Raw genomic sequence first — 22,673 nt, forward strand, 5'->3', positions numbered from 1 at the left:
TCGCGGGAGTCGAAAGGGCTACAGCATACTCCGCCGGCGCGCATTCAACGAGCCTGGCGCAAACCTTCTTCCACCGCGTGGGCCGGTAGCGGCCGGCCGATCAGGTAGCCCTGCAACTCGTCGCAGCGCTGGGCCACCAGGAAGTCCCGCTGCTCCATGGTTTCCACGCCTTCGGCGACCACTTTCAGGTCAAGGCTGTGGGCCATGGCGATGATCGCCCGGATGATCGCCGCGTCCTCGCCGTTCTGGGTCAGGTCGCGGACGAACGACTGGTCGATCTTCAGGTAGTCCAGCGGCAGGCGTTTCAGGTAGCTGAGCGAGGAGTAGCCGGTGCCGAAATCGTCGATCGACAGCTTCACGCCCATCTCGCGCAACTGGCGGAAGGTCGCCAGGACGCTGTCGAGGGCGTCCAGCCACTGGCTCTCGGTCAGTTCCAGCTCCAGTTGCGCCGCCGGCAGGCCGCTGTCGGCCAGCGCCGAGCGCACCACCTCGAGCAGGTCGCCCTGGCGCAGTTGGTGCACCGAGAGGTTAACCGAGACCCTCACGGACAGGCCGCGCGCGTTCCACTCGGCGGCCTGCAGGCAGGCCCGGCGCAGGACGAACTCGCCGATCTCGCCGATCAACCCGCACTCCTCGGCCAGGCCGACGAAGGTCGCCGGCGGGATCATGCCATCCTCCGGATGGTGCCAGCGCACCAGCGCCTCGGCCGAGTCCGGGCGGCCGCTGGCCAGGCACAGCTTGGGCTGGTAATGCACGTCCAGCTGGCCCTCCTCGATCGCCTTGCGCAGGCGGGTTTCCAGGCGCAGGCGTTCGAGGGTGCTGTCCTGCAGGTTGTCGCGGAAGAACTGGAAGGTGTTGCCGCCCAGCTGCTTGGCGTGTTGCATCGCCAGGTTCGCCTGGCTCATCAGCACTGAAATTTCCCGCGCCTGCTCGGAAAACAGGCTGATTCCCAGCGAGGCGCCGAGGATCAGCTCGTGGCCGAGCACGCTCACCGGCTGGCGCAACTGGGCCAGCAGGCGTTCGGCCAGGCGCGACAGAGCCGCGGCGCCGGTGCCGCCATCGAGGAGGATGGCGAACTCGTCGCCGGCCAGGCGCGCCAAGGTGTTCGCTTCCGGCGCGGTGCGCCGCAGGCGCCGGGCCATCTCCCTGAGCAACTGGTCGGCGACTTCATGGCCGAGGCTGTCGTTGAGCAGCTTGAAGCGGTCCAGGTCGATCAGCAGCAGGGCCAGCTCGCCCTCCTCCTGGCGCGCCCGCTGGGCCGCCTCGTGCAGGCGCTCGCGGAACAGCCGGCGGTTGGCCAGGCCGGTCAGCTCGTCGTAGTGCAGCAGGTGGCGCAGGCGCTCCTCCACATCGCGGCGAGCGCTGAGGTCGGTGAAGAAGCCGACGATGTGGGTCGCCTCGCCGTTGCCGTCGCGTAGCAGGTTGAGCTGCAACCATTGGGGATAAGGGTCGCCATTCTTCCGCGTATCCACCAGTTCGCCCTGCCACTGCCCGTGCTGGCGCAGCTCGGCGCGGATCTGCCGGTAGTGGCGCTGGGCCTCGGGAGTGTTCACCAGCAGGCTGGCGTTGCGCCCGACCACGTCCTCGCGGCGATAGCCGGTGATACGACTGAAGGCCTGGTTGACCGCCAGCAGGTTGTAGGCTGGATCGAGGATCACGATACTCTCGCTGGCCGCCTCGAACACTGTCGCGGCCAGTTGCTGCTGCTCTTCCAGGCGCTTGCGCGCGCTGATGTCGCTGCGCGTGCCGAGCATCCGCGTCACCCGTCCCCGCGGATCGCGGGCCATGGCCCGGCCACGATCCTCCAGCCAGCGCCAGCCGCCCTCCCGGCCGCGCACGCGGTACTCCACCCGGTATAGCTCGCTGCGTCCCTTGAGATGTTCGGCGAGGGCGCGACGGATGCGCGGCAGGTCGCCGGGGTGGATGTTTTCGATCAGCCTGCGATAGTCCCCGGGACCGTCTCCGGCGTCGCTGAAGATCGCTTCGAGATGGGAATGCTGGACCCGGCCGCTCTCCAGGTCCCAGTCCCACAGCCCCAGCTCGCTGGCCTCCAGGGCCATGGCCAGGCGCGCCTCGCTCTGGCTGAGCGCCTGGCTGGTCGCGCCAAGCTCCTCGGTGCGCGCCTCCACCCGGCGCTGCAACGCATCGCGGGCGGCGCGCAGCTCGCGTTCGACCAGGCGTCGCTGGCCGACCTCCTGGGCGAGCTTGCGGTTGAGCGCCTCGGCCTCGGCGTTGGCGCGCTCCAGGTGCAGGTTCAGCGCCTGGGTCTGGAAGCGTCGCAGCAGCGCGCCCTGCACCAGCCGGTGGATCTGCCCGGCGACCACCAGCAAGGCCACCAGCAGGATCAGGCCGAGCATGCCCCAGCCCTGCAGCAGGCTGTGCGGCTGCAGCAGCAGGAAGCCGATCGACGGCAACAGCCCCGGCAAGGCGAAGCTGAGGAAGGCCGGCAGGCTCACCGCATAGGCGACGCTGGCGGAAAGGATCGCCGCCGCCGCCAGGCCGAACACCAGCACCTGCTGGAGGAAGGCATCGGCCGGGACCAGCATGATCACCGCCAACGCCAGGGTCAGGCCCGAAGCGCCGGCGCCGAGCAGGAAAGTCCGTCGCCAGTGGCGGCTGGCCTGGCGACGGCTGTCGGCTCGCTGGAAGGCGGCGACCTGCAGCAGGCGCAGCACGGCGAGCAGCACCAGCCAGACCAGCCAGCCGCCGAGCAGCCAACTGCTGACCTTGCCCCACACCAGGCAGGCGCTGGTCGCACCGCCGAGCAGCATGAGCAGGGTCGGCGTGCGCGAGCCGAGGTAGAGGAGCCGGGTACGCTCGATGGCGATTTCACGGGCATAGAGCCGCAGTACATCGGTGCTGCCGCCCGGCAGCGCCAAGGGCTCGACATGGAAGGTCATGGGCGCTTTGTTCTTGTAGTGGTCTGCCTCGAAGTGGCCGGAGCATAACCGAGCACGAGCGGGCTGCCCAAGGCCGGCAGGGAGCATTTTTCCGCAGCCGGGCCCGACGCTGCGCCGGCCCGCGCCGAATGGCGGCCCGGTTTGCCCGGTTTTTCCCCGCCCCGGTAGAATGCCGCGATGAACGACGACCTCTCCCTCCTGCTGAACTCCCTCAACGACCCGCAGCGCCAGGCCGTGGCCGCGCCGCTGGGCCGCCAACTGGTCCTCGCCGGTGCCGGCTCGGGCAAGACCCGCGTGCTGGTGCACCGGATCGCCTGGCTGATCCAGGTCGAGCACGCCTCGCCCTACAGCATCCTGTCGGTGACCTTCACCAACAAGGCGGCGGCGGAGATGCGCCACCGCATCGAGCAGTTGCTCGGGATCAATCCGGCGGGCATGTGGGTGGGCACCTTCCACGGCCTCGCCCACCGCCTGCTGCGCGCGCACTGGCGCGAGGCCGGGCTGAGCGAGAACTTCCAGATCCTCGACAGCGACGACCAGCAACGCCTGGTCAAGCGGGTGATCCGCGAACTCGGCCTCGACGAGCAGCGCTGGCCGGCGCGCCAGGCCCAGTGGTTCATCAACGGGCAGAAGGACGAAGGCCTGCGGCCGCAGCACATCCAGCCCGGCGGCGACCTGTTCCTCGCCACCATGCTGAAGATCTACGAAGCCTACGAGGCGGCCTGCGCCCGCGCCGGGGTGATCGACTTCTCCGAGCTGCTGCTGCGCGCCCTGGACCTCTGGCGCGACCATCCCGGCGTGCTCGAGCACTACCAGCGGCGCTTCCGCCATATCCTGGTGGACGAGTTCCAGGACACCAACGCCGTGCAGTACGCCTGGCTACGTATCCTCGCCAAGGGCGGCGACAGCCTGATGGTGGTCGGCGACGACGACCAGTCGATCTACGGCTGGCGTGGCGCGCGGATCGAGAACATCCAGCAGTTCAGCGACGACTTCGCCGACGCCGAGGTGATCCGCCTGGAGCAGAACTACCGCTCCACCGCGTCGATCCTCAAGGCCGCCAACGCCCTGATCGCCAACAACCAGGGACGCCTGGGCAAGGAGTTGTGGACCGACGGCGAGGACGGCGAGTCGCTGAGCCTGTACGCCGCGTTCAACGAGCACGACGAGGCGCGCTACGTGGTCGAGTCGATCGAGAGCGCACTGAAGGGCGGCCTGGCGCGCAGCGAGATCGCCATCCTCTACCGCTCCAACGCCCAGTCGCGGGTGCTGGAGGAAGCCCTGCTGCGGGAGAAGATTCCCTACCGCATCTACGGCGGCCAGCGCTTCTTCGAGCGTGCCGAGATCAAGAACGCCATGGCCTACCTGCGTCTGCTCGACGGCCGCGGCAACGACGCGGCGCTGGAACGGGTGGTCAACGTGCCGGCACGCGGCATCGGCGAGAAGACCGTGGAGAGCATCCGCGAATTCGCCCGCGGCAACGATGTGTCGATGTGGGAGGCGATCCGCCTGATGATCGCCAACAAGGTCCTGCCCGGCCGCGCCGCCAGCGCCCTGACCGGCTTCGTCGAGCTGATCGAGAATCTTTCGGCGAAGGTCATGGACATGCCGCTGCACCTGATGACCCAGACGGTGATCGAGCAGTCCGGACTGATCGGCTACCACAAGGAAGAAAAAGGCGAGAAAGGCCAGGCCCGGGTGGAGAACCTCGAGGAACTGGTCAGCGCCGCCCGCGCCTTCGAGAACAGCGAGGAAGAGGAAGACCTCACCCCGCTGCAGGCCTTCCTCAGCCACGCTTCCCTGGAGGCCGGGGAAACCCAGGCCGACGCCCACGAGGACAGCGTCCAGCTGATGACCCTGCACAGCGCCAAGGGCCTGGAGTTCCCGCTGGTGTTCCTGGTCGGCATGGAGGAAGGGCTGTTCCCGCACAAGATGAGCCTGGAGGAATCCGGCCGCCTGGAAGAGGAACGCCGCCTGGCCTACGTCGGCGTCACCCGCGCCATGCAGCGACTGGTCCTGACCTACGCGGAGACCCGTCGGCTCTACGGCAGCGAGACCTACAACAAGGTTTCGCGCTTCATCCGCGAGATCCCGCCCTCGCTGATCCAGGAAGTGCGTCTGTCCAATACCGTCAGCCGCCCTTACGGCGGCGCCTCGCGCAGCGCCGGCGGCAGCCTGTTCAGCGGCGCCGGGGTGCCGGAGACGCCCTTCTCCCTCGGCCAGCGGGTGCGCCACGCGCTGTTCGGCGAAGGGACTATCCTCAACTTCGAAGGCGCCGGCGCCCAGGCCCGGGTGCAGGTGAACTTCGAGAGCGAAGGCAGCAAGTGGCTGATGCTCGGCTACGCCAAGCTGGAAGCCCTGTAGCGGCGCAGCCCGTGGAGAAGGCCCGAAGGAGGACGACATGCTGGCATCCTGGGCCTTCTGGGCACTGCTTTCGGCGCTGTTCGCCGCGCTGACCGCGATCTTCGCCAAGATCGGCCTCGACCAGGTCGATTCGGACTTCGCTACCTTCATCCGCACCCTGGTGATCCTCGTCAGCCTCGGCGGCATCCTCGCGGTCCTGGGTAAACTCCCGGCCCCGGGCAGCATCCCGCCGCGCAGCTGGCTGTTCCTGGCGCTCTCCGGGCTGGCCACCGGTGCCTCCTGGATCTGCTATTTCCGCGCCCTCAAGCTCGGCCCGGCGTCGCTGGTGGCGCCGCTGGACAAGTTCAGCGTGGTGCTGGTGGCACTGCTCGGCGTGGCCTTCCTCGGCGAACGCCTGGACCTGCGCCAATGGCTCGGCGTAGCCCTGGTGACAGCGGGCGTGGTGGTCCTGGCAATCCGCCCATAAGCCCGCTGAATGGCGCTTCGACCTTGGTATAAAGGCGAAAAATCGCGGAAACCCTAGACTGGCGGCCTCTAATAATTCGTCGTCTGAGGTTCGTTCCATGTACCGTGATCGCGTGCGCCTGCCCTCCCTGCTCGACAAGGTGATGAGTGCGGCCGAAGCCGCCGACCTGATCCAGGACGGCATGACCGTCGGCATGAGCGGTTTCACCCGCGCCGGCGAGGCCAAGGCCGTCCCCCAGGCGCTGGCCATGCGCGCCAGGGAACGCCCGCTGCGCATCAGCCTGATGACCGGCGCAAGCCTCGGCAACGACCTCGACAAGCAGCTCACCGAAGCCGGCGTGCTCGCCCGGCGCATGCCGTTCCAGGTCGACAGCACCCTGCGCAAGGCGATCAACGCCGGCGAAGTGATGTTCATCGACCAGCACCTCTCGGAAACCGTCGAGCAGTTGCGCAACCACCAGCTGAAGCTGCCGGACATCGCCGTCATCGAAGCCGCCGCGATCACCGAGCAGGGCCACATCGTGCCGACCACCTCGGTGGGCAACTCGGCGAGCTTCGCGATCTTCGCCAGGCAGGTCATCGTCGAGATCAACCTGGCCCACAGCACCAATCTGGAAGGCCTGCACGACATCTATATCCCGACCTACCGGCCGACCCGCACGCCGATCCCGCTGACCCGCGTCGACGACCGCATCGGCAGCACGGCGATCCCGATTCCGCCGGAGAAAATCGTCGCCATCGTCATCAACGACCAGCCGGACTCGCCATCCACCGTGCTGCCGCCGGACGGCGAGACCCAGGCCATCGCCAACCACCTGATCGATTTCTTCAAGCGCGAGGTCGACGCCGGGCGCATGAGCAACAGCCTCGGCCCGCTGCAGGCCGGTATCGGCAGCATCGCCAACGCGGTGATGTGCGGCCTGATCGAGTCGCCGTTCGAGAACCTGACCATGTACTCCGAAGTGCTGCAGGACTCGACCTTCGACCTGATCGACGCCGGCAAGCTGCGCTTCGCCTCGGGCAGCTCGATCACCCTGTCGCCGCGGCGCAACGCCGATGTGTTCGGCAACCTGGAGCGCTACAAGGACAAGCTGGTGCTGCGCCCGCAGGAAATCTCCAACCACCCCGAAGTGGTGCGTCGCCTGGGCATCATCGGCATCAATACGGCGCTGGAGTTCGACATCTACGGCAACGTCAACTCGACTCACGTCGGCGGCACGAAGATGATGAACGGCATCGGCGGCTCCGGCGACTTCGCCCGCAACGCGCACCTGGCGATCTTCGTCACCAAGTCGATCGCCAAGGGCGGCAACATTTCCAGCGTGGTGCCGATGGTCAGCCACGTCGACCACACCGAGCACGACGTCGACATCCTCGTCACCGAGCAGGGCCTCGCCGATCTGCGCGGCCTGGCGCCTCGCGAACGGGCCCGGGTGATCATCGAGAACTGTGTCCACCCGTCCTACCAGGCGCCGCTGCTGGATTACTTCGAGGCGGCCTGTGCGAAGGGCGGTCATACCCCCCACCTGTTGCGCGAAGCGCTGGCCTGGCACCTGAACCTGGAAGAACGCGGACACATGCTGGCCAGTTGAAGCTGAACCGTTTCATCCGCAACTATTTCCCGCGCCCGGGCGATTAATTCGCCCGGGCGTCTGGACAGAGCAGAAAAAACCACGTAAAAACATTTTTCGACGGCCTTTTTTCTTGCCGCCAGCGCAACACGCCGACCTGGCCCTTTCGATTTTCCAGCTGTAACACTTCGTTGTTTCTTTCGGTAACGCACCATAAAAGTGCGGAGCGGTACAGTTACGCTCCGAAACAACCCATACAGTCAGGAAACACACCCCGGTGATCCAACGCAATTCTCCGCAACTGTTCCTATTCTTGTTGACCTGTTAGTCAGATCATATTGCTCAGTTAATCACTGGCAACCTGACTACCCACCACAAGTGGGAAGGATCGACACATCATGGAACGTACCCTCGGTTCCAACACTTTCGACATCGCTCGCTCCAACCGCCGCAGCAGCAGCCTGCTGGGCACCATGAAACTGTGGCAGCGCCGCATCCAGAGCCGTCGCCAGCTGGCCCGCCTGGACTCCCGCCTGCTCGCCGATGCCGGCATCAGCGAAGCCCAGCGCTACGCCGAACTGAACAAGCCGTTCTGGCGCTAAGCGACACTGTTATGCCAAGGTTCAGGCCTGCCTGAACTGTACCGAAGGCCGCTCCTTACCGAGCGGCCTTCGCGCATGTGGAGGAAGCCTTTTCCTCCAAAATTTCGCGATACAGCTCGCTCCAGCGACGCCCCATTTCCTCGGCGGTGAACAGTTGCCGATAGCGGGCCTCCGCATTCCTGCCCATTTCCTCCGCCTGCTGCGGATGTTCCCAGAGCCAGCGCATCGCCTCGCGAAACGCGGCCGGCTGGCTGGGCGGCACGACCAGGCCGGTCTCGCCATGGATATTGATGTAGCTGGTGCCGGTGCCGATCTCGCTGGAGATCATCGGCTTGCCGTACATCGCGCCCTCCAGCAGGGAGATGCCGAACGCTTCGGAACGCAGGTGCGACGGAAAGACCATGGCGTAGCTGAGTTGCAGCAGGGCGACCTTGTCCTCGTCGTCCACCCGGCCAAGAAAGTGTACGTTGCGCAGCCCCAGCGCCGCGGCCTGGGCATACAGCTCGGCCTGCAACGGCCCGGCACCGACGATCACCACCGGGTAATCGGTGCCCTGCAACGCATCCAGCAGGATATGCAGGCCCTTGTAGTAGCGCATCACCCCGACGAACAGGAAGAACCGCGGCCCGAGCTTCTCGCGCCAGTGCTCCAGACGCTGTGCCGCAGGCTTCGGGTAGCAGGCCTTGTCCAGGCCGTAGGTGATCACCCGGGTCTTTTCCCGGTAGTGGCGGAGCACGTCGCTGGTGCTGAAGTAGTTGGGCGACGCCACCGCGATCCGATCGACGCTATGAAGGAAGCGACCCATCAGCGGCCGGTACAGTTTCAACAGGAGGCGCTGGCGGATGATGTCCGAATGGTAGGTGACCACGCTCGGCTTGTTCATACCGGTGAGGAAATGCACCAGGTCCATGAACGGCCAGGGGAAGTGGTAGTTGACCACGTCCGCCTCCGCCGCCAGTTCGCGGAACTGCTTGAACACGCTCAGGGAAAAACCGGTGGAAGCGAGTTGCAGGTCGAGCCTGGCGCGATGCACCACATGTCCGCCGAAGGGCACGACAGGCGGATGCGGATCGCTGCTCAGGGTCAGGACGTGGTTGTCGATCCCCCACGGCCCGCTGCTTTCGCAAAGCTGGAAGATCACCTGTTCGATCCCGCCTACCGTCTCGCTCAGGTAGGTCTTGTAGAAGTGCAGTACCCGCATTCAGCCCTCCACGGCACGGCGATAGGCTGCAGCGGTGAGATTCGCGCAACGCTCCCAGGAAAACTGCTCCGCCCGTCGCAGGCCGGCTTCCCGGCGATGCTCCCAGTAGACGGTATCCTCGGTCATGCGGACCAGCATGTCAGATAGCCCATTGGCATCATCCGGGTCAATATAGCTGCCCGCCTCGCCGGCCACCTCCGGCATCGCCGAAAGCCGCGTGAGCAACACCGGCGTGCCGCTGGCCATGGCCTCCAGGACCGGCAGCCCGAAGCCCTCGTAGAGCGAGGGAAACACCAGCGCCCGCGCGCCCGCCAGCAGTTCGGCGACCCGCTCGTCCGGCAGGTAGCCGAGCAACCGCACGGTTCCGGAGGCCAGGGCCTGGCGCAACTCGTCGTTGAGCGAGCGGCTCTCCCAACCTGGCATGCCGACGATCATCAGCGGAAAACGCTGGCGGATCGCCGCCGGCAATTGCCCGTGGGCGCGCAGGGCCAGCGACAGGTTCTTGCGCGGCTCCAGGGTTCCCACGCAGAGGAAATACCCGCGCGGCACCAGACCATGCGTGCGCAAGGGCTCGCGCAGGGACTCCCGGTCCCGCGGGCGGAAGCGCGCGGCATGGCCGAGGGGCGCCACCACAAAGCGCTCGCGCGGCAGGCCGAAATACGCCTGCGCCTCGTCGGCGATCGCCTGCGAGTCGGTCAGGATCAACCGCGCCTTTTCCACCCCGCGCGCCAACCGGCGTTCTATTTCGCGCAAGCGAGCGGCGGGTTGCGTCGCCGGATAGCGCAAATGAGTCAGGTCGTGCAGGGTCATCAGCAGCGGCCCGTCGAATTCCAGCGGCCACAGGCTGGGCTCGTGGTAGAGATCGACCGCTGGCCGGCCGCGCTCGAAGCGCCGCTGCTCTAGCCAGCGCCGTGCCCGGTAGGCGCCGGGCACGCTGCGCAGCCAGGGTGACAGGCGCGAGTAGCCGGGCAATGCCGCCGCCGGCAGGTCGCCACTCCAGCCCCAGCCATGGAACAGGGAAAACTCGAGGTCGGCATGGGCCTGCAGCGCACCCAGCAGCTCGACCAGGTAATGTCCGATGCCGGTCCGCGGCGCCTGGAGAATCCGCGCGTTAACCGCAATCCGCATGTACTGCCTCGCCTCGCGCCGACGCCTTGCCGAGGGCGAGCAGGATCCGCGCGATCAGTTGCCGACTCGCCTCGTGCCAGCCGATCCAGCGCCATTCGCCGACCGGTCGCTCGGCCGGGAACTCGCCCGTGGCCTCGAAGCGGGTGACCAGGCTCGCCAGGGTCTGCGGATCGGCGAGATCGAAGTAGGCCATGAATTCGCCACCGATCTCGCGGAACACCGGAATATCGCTGCCCATCGCCGGCAGGCCGCGCTGCATGGCCTCCACCAGCGGCAGGCCGAAGCCCTCCACGTAGGATGGAAAGACCAGCGACGCGGCGTGGGAATAGGCGTACTCCAGACTCTTGTCGGAGAGATCGTTGAACATGAACAGGCGTTTGCCCAGCTCCGCATGCTGCCGCACCCGCTCCACCAGCGCCTCGCACTTCCAGCCGATGCGTCCGGCGATGCACAGCCGCGCCTGCGAGCCCTGGGCCCAGGCGCGCTCGAAGGCATCCAGCAGATAACCGTGGTTCTTCCGCGGCTCGATGGTGCTGACCATCAGGAATACCGGCACCTTGGCCTTGAACATGCGCAGCAGGTCGGGCTCGACGGCGGCGCCGTCCTCCACCAGGTCCAGCTCCGAGCCCAGGTGGAAATAGTCGAACCAGCGTTGCGCGACCTTCTCCGGGCCGATGCGCCGCAGCATCTCCGCGCGTACCTCGTCGCGGATGGTCTCGGAAATCGCGACGTAGCCGTCGGCGGTGGCCGCGATCCAGTCGAACCAGTGGTTGAACACCTTGACCAGGCCGGCATCGCAGAATTGCGGATGGGTCAGGGGAATCAGGTCGTAGATCACCGAGACGATGCCCACGCCCTCGCTCTTGAGGCGCTCCGCCAGCGGGAAGAAATCGGCGTGCCAGGAGGAGTCCAGCAAGACCAGCTGGTCGCCGGCCCGATGTTCGAGCGGGGTCGCGCGAACGGGTGCGGGCTGCTGCTTGCCGAGGATACGGTCGAGCAGGCGCAGCGGAACGCTGAGGAAGGCGAAGGCGAACAGCCGGCAAGCTATGTAGAGCAGGCGCCGGGCCCACGGTGAGGAACGGAACGGGCGGCGCTTCTCCAGGGTGCGCTGGCCCAGCCAGAAGTAGTTGGCGGCCCGCTCCAGCAGGATGCGCAGGCGTACCAGCGGCGAATGCGGACGCGGGTCCAGCGGCGCCAGGCTATGGACCTGGTACAGGGTGCCGTCGAGCATCGCCACCGGGATGCATTCCACCGTCTCGTCGGCTTCCGGCAACTCGCGGATGACGTTGCGCACCACCCGTTGAATACCGGAATTGACCTTGGGATGCTCGAACACATAGGTGCATTCGACCAGCAGACGCGTCATGGAGTGCTCTCCGCGGAGGTGGGGTCCAGCGCCGCCTCGGTGGAGCGGCTGACATGGGTTTCGGCGCCCAGCCAGGCGCAACCGACGAAGTCTTCCCGGCGGTTGTTGATGACATGGAAGACCAGGCCGTAGTCGCGCCATTCGAAGTTGCGGTCCAGGTGCGAGTCCAGCCGCGACAGGCTCAGCGCCACCGAGTAGTGACCCTTGCCCAGGCGCATGTCGAAGGCGAAGCGGTAGGTGATGCGCTCGCCGGCCTTGAGGTCGGTGAGGGCCTTGTCCAGGCGGTGGGTATTGATCCCGTACATCGGCTGGCCGAGGCGATCCTTGATCATGAAGCCGAGGATCAGCCGCTCGATGTCCTGGCGTACCTCCACCTCGACCTCCAGCGCCACCGGCTGGCCCACCTCGACCACCTCCAGCGCGCGCTGCCGCTGGTCGACCATCCGCACGTCGAGGATCGCCGCCTCACCGGTACCGGAGATGGTCCGCACCTGGCCGTCGGCGAGCATTTCCTGGCGCACGGTCTGCCCCTCGCGCTCGGCGAGCAGGGCGTTGTAGTAGTCCATCACCTCCTCCGGCCGCCCACGCATGGCCATCCGTCCCTGCTCCAGGAGAATCGCGGAGTCGCAGATGGACTGGATCGCCGAGCGGTCGTGGGAAACGATCAGCAGGGTGGTGCCGGCCTTGCGGAAGCTGCGGATGCGCTCGAAGCTCTTGTGCTGGAAATAGGCATCGCCAACCGACAGGGCCTCGTCGACGATCAGGATGTCCGGCCGCCGGGCAGTCGCCACGCTGAACGCCAGGCGCATCTGCATGCCGCTGGAGTAGGTGCGCACCGGCTGCTCGATGGCCTCGCCGATCTCGGCGAAGGCCTCGATCTCCGGCATCAGCGCCTGGATCTCCTCGACCTGCATGCCCAGCAGTTGCCCGGCCATGAAGACGTTCTGCCGGCCGGTGAAGTCCGGGTGGAAGCCCATGCCCAATTCGAGCAGCGCGGCGACCCGGCCGGCCACGCGGATCTCGCCGCAGGTCGGCTGGGTGGTGCCGGCGATCATCTTCAGCAGAGTGCTCTTGCCGGCGCCATTGACCCCGACGATGCCGACCGCTTCGCCAGGCTCGATGGTGAACTCGACCTCGCGCAGGATCCAGTGCAGGTGGTGGCGCGGCGGACTGAACGGCACCAGCCATTCGAACAGCCGGCTCCAGCGATTCGGATACTGCTTGTAGGCCTTGCCCAGGCCGGATACGCGTATCTGTCCCATCAGAGTTCATCCACCATTTCGCCGACCCGCTGGCGGAACAGACGCAGGCCGAGCGCGCACAGCAGCAGCGCCAGCAGGGTGATCGGCAGCAATGAAGGCCAGTCCGGCCATTGCCCGTGGAGGAACAGCTGCTGGTAGCTGCGCATCAGCGCGGTCATCGGATTGAGCTCGATCAGCGAGCGGATACCCTCGGGCAGGATGCCGATCGGATAGACGATCGGCGTCAGCCAGAACCAGAACTGCAGGCAGATGCCGAACAGCTGGCCGACGTCGCGGAAGAACACGTTGAGCACCCCGAGGATCATCCCCAGTCCGGCGGCGAACAGCACCTGGATCGCCAGCAGCGGCACCAGCGCCAACAGCGCCGCCCCGGGCAGGCGCCCGCTGAGGGCGAGGAAGCCGAGGAACAGGACGAGGATGATGGCGAAGTTGACCGCGGCGTTGAGCAGCACGATGACCGGCAGGCAGATGCGCGGGAAGCTGATCTTCTTCAGCAGGTTGGCGTTCTCGATGAACATGCCCTGGCTGCGCAGGGTGATCTCGGCGAACAGGCCCCAGGTCAGCAGGCCGGCGCAGAGATAGACGCTATAGGCCAGGCCATCGTCGACGCCGGGCAGGCGCGCGCGCATCACCTGGGAGAAGATCACCGTGTAGACGACGATCATCGACAGTGGATTGAGCACCGTCCACAGCGCGCCGAACAGCGAGCCGCGGTAGCGCGACTGGAACTCGCGCTTGACGCTGCCGAGCACGAATCCGCGATAGCCCCACAAGGAACGAGACAAGCCAAGAAGCATCAGACCACCCTGCCGTACTGGTCCTCGAAGCGGACGATATCGTCCTCTCCCAGGTATTCCCCACTCTGCACCTCGATCATCACCAGGTCGATGACCCCTGGGTTCTCCAGGCGATGCTGGTGGCCCGCGGGAATGTAGGTCGACTCGTTGCTGTTGACCAGCCGCGCGCCATCGCCATTGGTGACCCTGGCCATGCCTTGCACCACGATCCAGTGCTCGCTGCGGTGATGGTGCATCTGCAGCGACAAGCGCTCTCCCGGCCTGACCACGATTCGCTTGATCTTGAAGCGCGGCCCCTCCTCGAGGACGGTATAGCTGCCCCAGGGACGGTTGACGGTCCGATGCAGCCGATAGGCCTCGTGCCGCTCGTCCTTCAGCCGCTGCACCACCCTGCGCACGTCCTGGACCCGATCGGCGCGGGCGACCAGCAGCGCATCGGAAGTATCCACCACCACCAGGTCGTCGACCCCGACCGTGGCGACCAGACGCCCGTCGCTCTGCACGAAGGTGTTGCGGGTGTCGACGAACAGGGTGTCGCCGCTGCCGCGATTGCCCTCGGCATCCGCGTCGAGCAGCGTGCCCATGGCGCCCCAGGAGCCGATGTCGCTCCAGTCGAAGCTCGCCGGCACCACCGCGACCCGCGCGGAGCGCTCCATCAGCGCGTAGTCGATGGAGATGTCCGGTAGCGCGGCGAAGGCTTCGCCCGCCAGTTCATGCTGGACCCCATCGGCCATCTGCACAGCTGCACTGGCGGCCAGGCAGGCCCTGGCCTGCTCCAGCAGGGCCGGCGCATGCTGCGCCAGCTCGTCGACCAGGGTCGCCGCCGTGAAGCAGAACATCCCGGAATTCCACAGGAAGTTGCCGCTTTCCAGGTAACCCCGGGCGGTCTGCTCGTCGGGCTTCTCGACGAAGCGGCGCACCCTGGCCGCGCCCCGCTCGTCCAGCCGCTCGCCCAGTTCGATGTAGCCGAAACCGGTTTCCGGCGCGCTCGGCACCACGCCGAAGGTGACCAGGTGGCCGGCGGCGGCGAGGCGCGCGGCATGTTCGACCGCCGCGCGGAAGGCCGCTTCGTCGCGGATCAGGTGATCGGCCGGCATCACCACCAGCACCGCCGCGTCGCCATGCTCGGCCTGCAGCGCCAGCGCCGCGACGGCGATCGCCGGGGCGGTGTTGCGCCCCGCCGGTTCGAGCAGGAAGTGTCCGCGCAGCCGGCCCAGGCGGGCTTCCTGGAACTGGTCCTTGCTCTGGAAGTAGTAGTCGCGGTTGGTCACCGTGACGATGTCGCCAGGTCCGGACAGGAGCCCGGCGGCGCGCCGGTAGGTCTTGCCCAGCAGGGTCTGGCCATCGGGCAGGCGCATGAACGGTTTCGGCTGACCTTCACGCGACACCGGCCAAAGGCGAGTGCCGGCGCCGCCGGAAAGCACCACGGGAATCAGCATGGCTCACTCCCGGTCTACGCGTCGCAGGTCCGCCTCGACCATCATCCGGATCAGCTCTTCCAGGCTGGTCCTGGGTTTCCAGCCGAGCACGCGCTGGGCCTTGGCCGGGTTGCCCAGGAGGACGTCGACCTCGGCGGGCCGGAAGAACGCCGGGTCGATCCTGAGGAAGTCACGATAGTCCAGGCCCACGTGCTCGAAGGCGATCTGGCACATGTCGCGCACGGTGGTGGTGACGCCGGTGGCTACCACGTAGTCGTCGGCCTTTTCCTGCTGCAGCATCAGCCACATGGCTTCGACGTAGTCCCCGGCGAAGCCCCAGTCGCGCTTGGCGTCGACGTTGCCCAGGCGCAATTCCTGCTGCTTGCCGAGCTTGATGCGGGCCACGGCGTCGGTGACCTTGCGCGTGACGAACTCGATGCCGCGCAGCGGCGACTCATGGTTGAAGAGAATGCCGCTGGAAGCGTGCAGGCCGAAGCTCTCGCGGTAGTTGACGGTGATCCAGTGGCCATAGAGCTTGGCCACGCCATAGGGGCTGCGCGGGTAGAACGGCGTGTTCTCGTCCTGGCGCTCAGCCTGGATCAGGCCGAACATTTCGCTGGTGGAAGCCTGGTAGAAGCGCGTTTCCGGGCTGAACTGGCGGATCGCCTCGAGCAGGTGGGTCACCCCCAGGCCGTCGACGATGCCGGTGGTCACCGGCTGGTTCCAGGAGGCACCGACGAAGCTCTGCGCCGCCAGGTTGTAGACCTCCTGCGGCTGGGCCTTGATCACCGCGCGCTGCACCGAACAGGCGTCGGCCATGTCGCCGTCCTCGTACTGGATGTCGTCCTCGATCCCCAGTTCGCGCAGGCGCCAGCGCGTGTCGCTGCTGCGCCGCGCCACCAGGCCATGGACGCGATAGCCTTTTTCCAGCAGCAGCTTGGCCAGGTACGCTCCGTCCTGACCGGTGATCCCAGTTACCAGTGCATTTCTTGTCATTCTTCTCGTACCCGTGACTCCCAGTCGGACAGGATCGCCCGCAGGGATTGTTTTATGGTTATTTCAGGCTTCCACCCCGTGGCGTCGCGCAGGCGGGCATGACTGCCGCAGACCCGGCGCTGTTCCGCCCGGCGCATCCGGGCGGCATCCTGGACGATTTCCAGCTCGACCTGGGCGATATCCGCCAGCAGTTCGATCAGGTCGCGGATTTTCTGCTCCTGACCGGAACAGACGTTATAGACGGCCCCCGGTTCCCCGTGGGAGAGCAGCCGCAGATAGGCTGACAGCACGTCCTGGACATCGAGGAAATCACGGCTGACGTCGATGTCCCCCACTTCCAGCCGATGAGCCTGCAGGCCTTGCCTCATCCGGGCGATCTGCCGCGCGGCGCTGGCGATCACGAAGCTGTCCTTCTGCCCCGGGCCGATGTGGTTGAACGGCCGCGCCACCAGCACCCGCCAGCCTTCGCTGATGCCCCACTGCAGGCACAGCGACTCGGCCGCCAGCTTGCTCACGGCATAGGGGTTGCGCGGGTGGGGCAGGAACTCTTCGTGGATCGGCAACGCCGCTTCGGGCACCTGGCCATAGACGTCGCCGGAGCTGACGTAGAGGAAGGTGCCGGCGAAACCGTTACGCTTCAGTGCCTGAAGAAGAGAAAGCGTCCCCAGAAAATTGACTTCGAAAGTCCGACGCGGATCGAGAAAGGAGTCCGGCACGAAGGTCTGCCCAGCGAGATGAATCACTGCGTCGGGCACTTCGCATCGCCAACTTTCCAGCGACTCGGGGACCGCCAGATCGAAGGCGGGATGAGGCAGAAGGGACCAAGGCAAATCGTGGCTTTCGATGCGCTGCCGCAGATGACGGCCCACGAATCCGTTCAGACCGGTCACCAGGAGGCTCTTTTTCAATTCGGCTACCTATCGGTCAATCTCCTGATGCTGGCTACTGCTATTGGCCGTTCAGGAGCAGGGATTCCAGGGCATCGGGAGTCGTATTGTTATGTTTCGAACAATCTGTGCCAAAAATGGGGTGAATTCAACTGTTGATACCGTGACCGACCGGTTCTCGCCGGGCGGGCCGACACCACCTAGACGGGCAGCACGAGCACCACCAGCCAGGCCACCAGACTCCCCACCAGCAGGCCGGCGAGAATCTCCGTCCGACTGTGCCCCATGCGCTCACGCAATGCGCCCTTTTCACGGCTGTCACGCAACTCGTTGATCGCCCGCGCCTGCAGTCCGATCTGCCGTCGCAGGCTGTTGGCATCGAGCACCACGATGAAGGCCAGCGTGACGGCCACGCCGAAAGCCGGATGGCCGATACCTTCCCGCAGAGCAATGAGAGCGGCCATGCTGCCGACGATGGCGCTGTGGTTGCTTGGCAGGCCACCATAACCGATAAGGCCGAAAGCCGGTTTTCCTGCCTTGAGGCTATTGATCACGAACTTGCAACTGCCAGCCACCAGCCAGGCCAGGAAAGGAGTGATCAGGTAGGAGTAATCCTTCATCTCAGTGCGGCCAGAGCGCATAGGCGCAGGCCAGCCCCCAGAGGACCACTGTCGCCAGAAGCTGCCAGTCGGACAACAGGGCATCGGTCGGCGACTCACCACCCTCCTTGGCTTCCACCACATACCAGTACCGGAACAGACCGAACAGCACGAGCGGAATGGTCACCACCAGTTCCTCTCGACTGGTGATCACGAACAGACTGTAGAACAGCAAAGCCCCGGTTGCAGACATTTCCGCATAACGATCAACCAACGCCAGCGAATAGTGCTGCAGGACTTCACGGCTCTGGCTGCCGTTCCTGGCCAGTTCCTGACGTCGCTTGACCGCAGCCAGATAGAGCGCCAGGCACAATGTGGTGACGAACATCCAGGAAGACACCGGTACCGCTAGCGCCACCGCCCCGGCATAGACACGCAATACGAACCCCAAGGCGATAGTGAAGATGTCCAGTACCGGCTGATGCTTCAGGAAGAAGGTGTAGGCCAGGTTCAACAGCAGGTACAGGCCGATCACCATGATCACCGGCGGACTGATCAGCAGGCCGCCGAGCAATGCAAGGTACAGGAGCGCCAGCAGATACTTCGCCTGCAGGGGCGACACCAACCCCGAAGCGAGCGGGCGGGTAAGGGCCTTCTTCGGGTGCAGGCGATCACGCTCGATATCGTGCAGATCGTTGACGATATAGGTAGCGGAGGAGGCCAGGCAAAAGAGCAGAAACGCGGCCAGGGCATGAAGGACCGCGTCGACCTGCAGGAACTCGCCGGAAAAAAGCAGTGGCGCAACCACGAAAGCATTCTTGACCCACTGCCTGGGTCTCATTAGCGCCAATAGCCCCTTCAGCTGCGCTAGAGAGGAGCTCCGCTCTACGGTAGTATGCATGCCCACTTGGCCTCGGGTAGCTGGAACTGGAAGAGTTGGTGATGAAGCTGGCCCTGATCTACACGTTATTGGCGGCGATCGCAACAATCTGCAATATCGGGGCACAGGAGTTGAGCACTCGTCTGTATTTCGGCCCTTACGCCATGGCCCTCTCCATCATGATCGGCACTGCCGTTGGGCTGCTGGTCAAGTATGCGCTGGACAAGCGCTACATTTTCCGTTTCAAAGCCAACAACCTTTCCCACGACAGCCAGACCTTCCTGCTCTATGCGCTGATGGGTGTATTCACCACCGCAATATTCTGGGGGTTCGAATTCACCTTCGACCACCTCTTCGACAGCAAGGAAATGCGCTACCTGGGTGGGGTGATAGGCCTCGCCGTCGGCTACTTCGCCAAGTACAAGCTCGACCGGCGCTTCGTCTTCGGCATGGCGGATACCTGATGGAAGTCTTCGGCTGGGGACGCTATCCCCGTATCGACGCCACCCTCGTGTCGCCGCGTAGCGTGGACGAACTGCGCCGTCGCATCCAGCTATCCTCCGGGATCACCCTTCGCGGCCATGGGAAAAGCTACGGCGACAGCGCCCTTGGCGAATCGATCGCCGATAGCCGGAACCTCGATCACCTGCAATCGTTCGGAGAACCTACCGGCGTACTTCGTTGCGAAGCGGGCACCACCCTGGCCGACCTGGCCGCTACCTTCCTGCCACGCGGCTGGTTCCTTCCGGTAACCCCAGGCACCGCTCATATCTCCGTCGGCGGAGCCATCGCCAGCGACGTCCACGGCAAGAACCACCACCTGCATGGTTGCTTCAGCGAGTTCGTCGACTCCTTCCGCCTGCTGATGGCCGATGGCGACCTGCTGCACTGTTCGCGCAACGAGCACCCCGATCTGTTCCATGCAACCTGCGGCGGCATGGGCCTTACCGGTGCGCTGGTCGACGTCACCCTGCGCTTGAGGCGCGTGCCCAGCGCCTGGATCGACCAGGTCACCTGCAAGGCGAACAATCTCGAGGAAGCCTTCGAGCTATTCGAGCAGCAGGCGGCTGCCACCTACTCGGTGGCCTGGATAGACTGCCTGGCGAATGGCGCCTCACTTGGCCGCTCGCTGCTGATGTTCGGCGAGCATTCTTCGCACGGCGGGCTGGAACTGCCGCCCAGGCGCGCGCTTGCGGTTCCGCTGGAAATGCCATCGGCCCTGCTCAATCACTATTCGGTGCGCGTCTTCAACAGCCTGTATTTCCAGCGAATTCGCCAGCCCCGCGTGGAGCAGCGGGTCGACTACCGAAGCTTCTTCTATCCGCTGGACGGTATCGGCGACTGGAACAGGATGTACGGCCGCAACGGCTTCCTGCAATACCAGTTCGTCATTCCCGCCAGCGCCGGCCTGCCCGGCATGAGACGTATCCTCGAACGTATAGCGGCCTCGGGCCGTGGTTCTTTCCTGGCGGTGCTCAAGGCTTTCGGTGAAGGTAACGAAAACCCGCTGTCGTTTCCGCAGAAGGGCTACACCCTGGCCCTGGACTTCAAGATGGATGCAAGCCTGTTGCCCCTGCTCGACGAGTTGGACCGCATGGTGCTCGATCATGGCGGACGACTGTATCTGGCCAAGGACGCGCGTATGAGCGCAGCCACCTTCAAACAGAGCTATCCCCGCTGGGAAAACTTCCAGGAAATCCGGGAACGCTACGGCGCCCTGGGCAAATTCACTTCCCTCCAGGCCCGCCGCCTGGGTCTGGACTGAATCGATGAAAAAGATCCTGATCGTCGGTGCCACCTCTGCCATTGCCGAAGCCACCGCCCGTCGCTTCGCCGCCCAAGGGGCCACACTGCTGCTCCTGGCCCGTGATCGCGAACGCCTGCAACTGCTGGCAACCGATCTGGAAGTACGCGGTGCTGCCGCGGTACATACCCTCGGCTTCGATGCGGCCACGAACAACGACTACCCGGTCCTGGTGCACTCCTGCATCGAGACCCTCGGCGGCCTCGACCAGGTGCTCATCGCCCACGGCACATTGAGCGACCAGAAAGCGTGCGAGCAGAGCGTCGATCTGACCTTGCGCGAACTGACCATCAACGCCTTCAGCGTGATCGCTCTGCTCACCGAGCTGGCCAAGCATTTCGAGGCCCAGAATTCCGGCTGCATCGCCGTGATCGGCTCGGTGGCCGGCGACCGCGGCCGCCAGTCGAACTATGTCTACGGTACCGCCAAGGGCGCGCTGAGCCTGTTCCTGCAGGGATTACGAAACCGGTTCGGCAAGAGCGGCGTGCAGGTTCTCACCATCAAGCCCGGATTCGTCGATACACCGATGACTGCGGCCTTTCCCAAGGGGCCATTGTGGGCAAGCCCGGAGAAGGTCGCCGCAGATATCGAGAAAGCGATCGCCAGAGGCCGCGATGTCCTCTATACACCAGGCTTCTGGCTTCCGATCATGGTCATCATACGGCTGCTGCCAGAACGTCTTTTCAAGAAGCTGAGCCTCTGAGCCAACGTCAACATCAGCCACAGAAGAACAAGAACACGCCATGGCCACCGGTTTTCTCGCGGATCGACAGCGCCTCCTATGGATCGTTGTCCTGTCCCTGCTGCTTCTGACCCTGGTAACCCAGCGCAACCACAATACAAATAGCGATCCTCGCGCCACTCTACTGGTCAGCCAGGCACTGGTTCAGCATGGCACGATCCAGCTCGACAGCCTGGGCGAGCCACTACTGCAAAGTTACGGGTACGTCATCCAGCAGAAGAACGGCCACTACTACCACTACTTTCCCCTCGGCAGCGCCCTGCTTGCCACTCCAGTCGTGGCAATCGCCAACGCCGCTGGAGTGGACATGCGCCAACACGAGCCCACCATGCAGATGATCATCGTGGCGCTCTGCGCTATCGGTATACTCCTGCTGCTCTATCGCACCGCCCGCCTCTATCTGGGACGTGACGCAAGCCTGGCGTTGACCGCCCTCGGCTGGTTCGGCAGCGCCTATGCCAGCACGCTCGGCACCGCGCTCTGGTCCCACGACCTGGCGGTGCTGTTCGCCAGCCTGGCCATCTATCTTGCGCTCAGGGAAAGACCGCTTACCGGCAAGTTCGCTCTGATCGGCGGGTCCCTGTTCCTGGCCTATCTCTGCCGACCGACCATGGCCCTGCTGGCTCCAGCCCTGCTCGCCTTTCTCATGACCAGGAGCTGGAAAACGGCGATCGCAGCCGCCCTGGTGCAAGGCGGGCTATTGATGCTTTTCGTGCTCTGGAGTTTCCATGAGTTCGGTCAACCGTTGCCGGACTATTACCTGCCCAAGCGCCTGGAAGGCACCCAGTTCGCGACTGCCCTCTACGGCAATCTGTTGAGCCCCGCCCGAGGACTGCTGGTCTACTCGCCATTCCTGCTGCTGCCGATCCTGTGCCTGCCCTTTTTGCTCTGGAAGCAAAAGAGAAACCTGCCGCTACTGATCCTCGCCCTGGGATGGCCCCTGCTGCACTACCTGACGGTTTCCCGCTTCCCCCATTGGTGGGCAGGCTGGTCGTATGGCTCCCGGCTGATGGTCGACGCGCTTCCCGGTCTACTGCTCGGCACTGCCGTCTGCCTGGCATCGCTGGAAAAATGGCGGCGGCCGGCCCTCGCCCTGTTCGCCGTCCTCGCCGCCTTCTCTATCTTCGTTAATAGCTATCAGGGTCTATACAATACCTATGCCCTGCAATGGAACGCCGCACCGAACATCGACGAGCATCCGGAACTCCTGTTCGACTGGAGCTATCCGCCGTTCCTCAACACCCAGCATCGCCAGCAGGAGCGGCTGGATCACTTCCACCTGGCAGTCATGCCACCGCTGCAAGGCAAGGTACGAATCACCTATGATGAACCGAATGCCGGCTTCGACGGTTTTTCCGTGATCGAGAACGGTTTTCGCTGGACCGAAGGCACCGCGTCAACGTTGAGCTTCAAGCTGGAAAATGCCTCCACGCTGTCCGGCCGGCTTTCCCTGCAGGCAGGCTTTCTCGGCAGCCAGCGACTGGCCGTTTGCCTGAACGGCACCCTCGTTTTCGAAGGCGCCTATCAGGGCGGCGAACATGACATCCGTATCCAGGTGCCAGCCGGCCTCTTGCATGACGGCCTGAACCGCCTCGATTTCGCACTTCCCGACGCCCATCCACCCGGTACGGCGGACACACGCATCCTTGGAATGGCATTCCACCTCCTAGCGGTGGACTGATGACATGGGC

19 protein-coding genes are annotated in these 22,673 nt (G+C 65.1%); 8 read left to right on the forward strand and 11 right to left on the reverse strand.

The window, feature by feature from the left end; all coding sequences use genetic code 11:
* Positions 1 to 44: 44 nt before the first annotated feature.
* Positions 45 to 2,900, reverse strand: a complete 2,856-nt coding sequence (locus tag B7D75_RS28230) for a putative bifunctional diguanylate cyclase/phosphodiesterase (RefSeq protein WP_034080681.1) — start codon at positions 2,898 to 2,900, stop codon at positions 45 to 47.
* Between the two features lie 177 nt (positions 2,901 to 3,077).
* Here B7D75_RS28230 and uvrD point away from each other — a divergent pair, with 177 nt between their 5' ends.
* The 4 genes from uvrD to B7D75_RS28250 all read left to right on the forward strand — a co-directional run bounded on the left by uvrD (position 3,078) and on the right by B7D75_RS28250 (position 7,902).
* Positions 3,078 to 5,264 carry a DNA helicase II gene (gene uvrD / locus B7D75_RS28235; protein ID WP_012078015.1) on the forward strand — a complete coding sequence of 729 codons (2,187 nt, stop codon included), beginning with the start codon at positions 3,078 to 3,080 and terminating at the stop codon, positions 5,262 to 5,264.
* Between the two features lie 37 nt (positions 5,265 to 5,301).
* On the forward strand, positions 5,302 to 5,730 hold the full coding sequence (locus B7D75_RS28240; protein WP_107114617.1) for an EamA family transporter: 429 nt from the start codon (positions 5,302 to 5,304) through the stop codon (positions 5,728 to 5,730).
* A gap of 97 nt (positions 5,731 to 5,827) precedes the next feature.
* Complete coding sequence (locus B7D75_RS28245; RefSeq protein ID WP_053814835.1) at positions 5,828 to 7,321, forward strand: acetyl-CoA hydrolase/transferase family protein; 1,494 nt, start codon at positions 5,828 to 5,830, stop codon at positions 7,319 to 7,321.
* A gap of 377 nt (positions 7,322 to 7,698) precedes the next feature.
* Positions 7,699 to 7,902 carry a DUF1127 domain-containing protein gene (locus B7D75_RS28250; protein ID WP_003096877.1) on the forward strand — a complete coding sequence of 68 codons (204 nt, stop codon included), beginning with the start codon at positions 7,699 to 7,701 and terminating at the stop codon, positions 7,900 to 7,902.
* A 55-nt stretch (positions 7,903 to 7,957) separates the two neighbouring features.
* Here the strand turns inward: B7D75_RS28250 and wbpZ are convergent, their stop codons facing one another.
* The 10 genes from wbpZ to B7D75_RS28300 form a co-directional block, all read right to left on the reverse strand.
* Positions 7,958 to 9,103 (reverse strand): D-rhamnosyltransferase WbpZ, encoded by a 1,146-nt coding sequence (gene wbpZ, locus B7D75_RS28255; protein ID WP_034080687.1) that lies wholly within the window; start codon positions 9,101 to 9,103, stop codon positions 7,958 to 7,960.
* Positions 9,104 to 10,231: a glycosyltransferase family 4 protein gene (locus B7D75_RS28260; protein WP_034080688.1), complete on the reverse strand. Its 1,128-nt coding sequence runs from the start codon at positions 10,229 to 10,231 to the stop codon at positions 9,104 to 9,106. It lies immediately after the preceding gene.
* Entirely contained in the window at positions 10,215 to 11,597 is a 1,383-nt protein-coding gene (locus tag B7D75_RS28265; RefSeq protein WP_107114618.1) for a glycosyltransferase family 4 protein, read from the reverse strand. Before B7D75_RS28265 ends, B7D75_RS28260 begins: the two co-directional genes overlap by 17 nt.
* On the reverse strand, positions 11,594 to 12,859 hold the full coding sequence (locus tag B7D75_RS28270) for an ABC transporter ATP-binding protein (protein ID WP_107114619.1): 1,266 nt from the start codon (positions 12,857 to 12,859) through the stop codon (positions 11,594 to 11,596). The genes B7D75_RS28265 and B7D75_RS28270 overlap by 4 nt, the downstream gene beginning before the upstream one ends.
* Positions 12,859 to 13,656, reverse strand: coding sequence for an ABC transporter permease (locus B7D75_RS28275; protein ID WP_012078020.1), 798 nt, complete (start codon positions 13,654 to 13,656; stop codon positions 12,859 to 12,861). The genes B7D75_RS28270 and B7D75_RS28275 overlap by 1 nt, the downstream gene beginning before the upstream one ends.
* Complete coding sequence (locus B7D75_RS28280; protein WP_053817950.1) at positions 13,656 to 15,095, reverse strand: mannose-1-phosphate guanylyltransferase/mannose-6-phosphate isomerase; 1,440 nt, start codon at positions 15,093 to 15,095, stop codon at positions 13,656 to 13,658. The genes B7D75_RS28275 and B7D75_RS28280 overlap by 1 nt, the downstream gene beginning before the upstream one ends.
* Positions 15,096 to 15,098: 3 nt before the next feature.
* Positions 15,099 to 16,070, reverse strand: a complete 972-nt coding sequence (gene gmd / locus B7D75_RS28285; protein WP_003152544.1) for a GDP-mannose 4,6-dehydratase — start codon at positions 16,068 to 16,070, stop codon at positions 15,099 to 15,101.
* Entirely contained in the window at positions 16,067 to 16,978 is a 912-nt protein-coding gene (locus B7D75_RS28290; protein WP_107114620.1) for a GDP-mannose 4,6-dehydratase, read from the reverse strand. Before B7D75_RS28290 ends, gmd begins: the two co-directional genes overlap by 4 nt.
* Before the next feature lie 179 nt (positions 16,979 to 17,157).
* Complete coding sequence (locus B7D75_RS28295; protein WP_003152549.1) at positions 17,158 to 17,577, reverse strand: divergent PAP2 family protein; 420 nt, start codon at positions 17,575 to 17,577, stop codon at positions 17,158 to 17,160.
* Position 17,578: 1 nt separating this feature from the next.
* A complete protein-coding gene (locus B7D75_RS28300; protein ID WP_260394481.1) occupies positions 17,579 to 18,562 on the reverse strand; it encodes a decaprenyl-phosphate phosphoribosyltransferase in 984 nt (327 codons plus the stop codon).
* On the opposite strand from B7D75_RS28300, the gene B7D75_RS28305 reads away from it, so the two are divergent.
* The 4 genes from B7D75_RS28305 to B7D75_RS28320 are packed head-to-tail and all read left to right on the forward strand — an operon-like array spanning position 18,499 to position 22,663.
* Entirely contained in the window at positions 18,499 to 18,900 is a 402-nt protein-coding gene (locus B7D75_RS28305; RefSeq protein ID WP_003152552.1) for a GtrA family protein, read from the forward strand. The genes B7D75_RS28300 and B7D75_RS28305 overlap by 64 nt on opposite strands.
* A complete protein-coding gene (locus tag B7D75_RS28310; protein ID WP_107114622.1) occupies positions 18,900 to 20,201 on the forward strand; it encodes an FAD-binding protein in 1,302 nt (433 codons plus the stop codon). Before B7D75_RS28305 ends, B7D75_RS28310 begins: the two co-directional genes overlap by 1 nt.
* A 4-nt stretch (positions 20,202 to 20,205) precedes the next feature.
* Complete coding sequence (locus B7D75_RS28315; RefSeq protein WP_003152555.1) at positions 20,206 to 20,943, forward strand: SDR family oxidoreductase; 738 nt, start codon at positions 20,206 to 20,208, stop codon at positions 20,941 to 20,943.
* A 40-nt stretch (positions 20,944 to 20,983) separates the two neighbouring features.
* On the forward strand, positions 20,984 to 22,663 hold the full coding sequence (locus B7D75_RS28320) for a glycosyltransferase family 39 protein (RefSeq protein ID WP_107114623.1): 1,680 nt from the start codon (positions 20,984 to 20,986) through the stop codon (positions 22,661 to 22,663).
* Positions 22,664 to 22,673 lie beyond the last annotated feature (10 nt).

The sequence above is a fragment of the Pseudomonas paraeruginosa genome, from assembly GCF_003025345.2.
In the GTDB taxonomy this organism is placed as follows: Bacteria; Pseudomonadota; Gammaproteobacteria; order Pseudomonadales; family Pseudomonadaceae; genus Pseudomonas; species Pseudomonas paraeruginosa.